We start from the raw sequence: 2,432 nt of genomic DNA, 5'->3' as shown, positions 1-2,432 counted from the left end.
GCCGAACGGCGGGCGCATTCTCAGCGGTGGTATCGATGCCAGGGCGTTGACGCCGCCGAAGCAGTTTCTCGGTGCCGCACGCAACATCGAGGACGGCGGCAGCCTCACGATCTTCGCCACCGCGCTGGTCGAGACGGGGTCGCTGGCCGACACGGCGATCTTCGAGGAGCTCAAGAGCACCGGCAACGCCGAGTTGAAGCTCGATCGCAAGGCGGCGCAAAAAAGGATCTACCCGGCGGTCGACCTGCAGCAGTCGAGCACGCGCAAGGCGGACCTGCTGGTCGGGCCAAAGGAACTCGCCATCACGGACGCCATGCGCCGGGCCATGGCGGACCGCGAGATCGACGTGCTGCTCGAAGGGCTGCGCAAGACCCGGAGCAACGCGGAGTTCCTCATCCAGATGTCGAAGTGAAGTCCCGCCGCGGTTCCCGGTCCAGTGCGCGGGTGGGGGCACCCAGCGCGTAGAAGAGGAAACCGATGCCGATCACGATCAGCAACGGCACCACCTGCGACAACGTGTACGCGGTCCGCTCACCCGCGAACGCCGTCGGCAGCTCCAGCGGCCAGATCAGCACGACCACGGTGAACGCCACCAGGCCGGTGGTCANNGACGGCGGCGCAGCACCAGCATCGACGGGAACGTCAGCAGGTAGCTGATGAACGTCGTCGAGATCACCAGGGCCAGCCCGGCGGTGAAGTACTTCTCGGAGTTGCCGCCCGTCAGGTTCAACGCCGTCACCAGTACGACGGAAGCCAGCAGTCCGGACAGGACGTTCACCCGCAGAGGCGTGCCGTAGCGGGAGGAAAGCCTTCCCAGGTAAGCAGGTCCGGCGCCGTCCGCACAGGCCACCGCCTGCGCCCGATGTGCGCCGATCGCCCACGAGACACCCGACGTCAGCACGCCCACGATCAACCCCGCGGCACAGACAGCACCAAGAACCGCGCCCGCGCCGGTCAGCGTCACGGTCCCGTCGGCAGCCACAGATCCGCCGTAGACGGTCAGCACCTGTTTGGCGGCGTCGATGAAACCGCCCAGGCCGTGGATCCGTGAGGCCGGCACGACCAGCAGGATTCCCAGGATCGGCCCGCCGTACAACAGGAACGACGCGATGCCCGCGCGCAGGATCGCGAACGGCACGGTCTTCTGCGGGTCCGTCATCTCCTCGGTCGCGGCCGAGGGCAGTTCGAAGCCCACATAGTTGAAGATCAGCACCGGCACCAGCGCCACGAAACCGGCCCAGGTGGGCACGAAGTCCCCGCCGGACAACGGTTGCACGCCGTTCTTCGCCGCGTACACGACGACCGACAGCGTGAAGAAGCCGAGCAGCACGATCCGGGCGAACGCGCCGGCGATGGGCACCCACTTGCCGATCCGCAAGGAGGCCGCGACCGCGAGCACGCCGATCCAGATGAACACCAAACCCGCGATGTGTTTGCCGACGAGACCCAACGGCAGGAAGAACCTCTCGAACGTCGTCACCGCGACGATCGCCAGCGTGCCGCCCACCCACAGTGGATTGGACAGCCAGTACAGGACCTGGTTCACCCCGGCGGCGAGGCGGCCGAACGCGAGTTTCGTCCACACGTAGGGGCCGCCCTCGATCGGGAACGCGGTGCCCAGCTCGGTGGTCAGGAACCCGTACGGCAGGAAGAACACCACCGCCAGGATCACCATCCAGACGAGGCCCTGGGGTCCGTTGGCGGCGACGCTGCCGATCGTGTCCAGGCCGACGAGGGTGCAGAGCAGGTAGAACGTCACGTCCGCCCGGCGCAGTGACTTGCGCAGGTGGGTGCGTTCGCTGAGCCAGTTGCCGCTGAGAGGCTGTACCTCGCTCACTTGGCCCTCCAGGTGATTAACTGATCCGTCAGTCAGTTATTTTGACGGACCATGTGACCGCGGTCATACGCTGAAGTCAAGAGGTGTGTTCGATGAGTTTTCTCCAGGTCACCTGGACCGACCCGGCGACGGGCACGCGTGGCTACCTCGTCATCGACCGGCTCGTGCGCGGGGTGAGCAGCGGCGGTCTGCGCATGCGCCAGGGCTGCACGCTCGACGAGGTGCGCGGGCNNGTGCCGCTTGGCGGCGCCAAGGGCGGCATCGACTTCGACCCCTACGACCCGCGGGCCGAGGACGTCCTCACGGCCTACCTGCGCGCGATGGGGCCCTACATCGAACGGTTCTGGACGATGGGGGAGGACCTCGGGCTCCGGCAGTCGACGATCGACCGGGCCATCGAGAAGATCGGCCTGCAGTCGTCGATCCAGGCCGTGTACCCGTTGCTGGACGACGAGCACAAGGCCCGCCAACGCCTCGCGGACGCGTTCCAGGTGGTCGTGGACGGTGTGAGTCTCGACGAGCTGGTCGGCGGCTACGGCGTCGCGCAGGCCGCGCTGGCCGGCATCGAGCACCTGAACCTGAGCAACCCCACCGC

General features: G+C 67.2%; 2 protein-coding genes and 1 pseudogene. 1 reads left to right on the top strand and 2 read right to left on the bottom strand.

Annotation, left to right across the window (positions count from 1 at the left end):
- A pseudogene (locus B0F77_RS45740) lies at positions 1 to 412 on the top strand (transcription termination factor Rho); the annotation flags it as partial.
- On the opposite strand, the gene B0F77_RS49515 reads toward B0F77_RS45740, so the two are convergent.
- Together B0F77_RS49515 and B0F77_RS45735 are read right to left on the bottom strand one after the other, a co-directional pair.
- The gene (locus tag B0F77_RS49515) at positions 393 to 593 is read right to left on the bottom strand and encodes a hypothetical protein (protein ID WP_211294375.1); all 201 of its coding nucleotides are present in this window, start codon (positions 591 to 593) and stop codon (positions 393 to 395) included. The pseudogene B0F77_RS45740 and the gene B0F77_RS49515 overlap by 20 nt on opposite strands.
- Positions 594 to 604: 11 nt before the next feature.
- On the bottom strand, positions 605 to 1,759 hold the full coding sequence (locus B0F77_RS45735) for an APC family permease (RefSeq protein ID WP_425435834.1): 1,155 nt from the start codon (positions 1,757 to 1,759) through the stop codon (positions 605 to 607).
- Positions 1,760 to 2,432 lie beyond the last annotated feature (673 nt).

Origin of the sequence: Lentzea kentuckyensis (assembly GCF_002150765.1) — a bacterium.
Classification (GTDB): domain Bacteria; phylum Actinomycetota; class Actinomycetes; order Mycobacteriales; family Pseudonocardiaceae; genus Lentzea; species Lentzea kentuckyensis.
The sequence above is the reverse complement of the archived record's forward strand: the minus strand, read 5'-3'. Positions and strand labels throughout refer to the sequence as shown.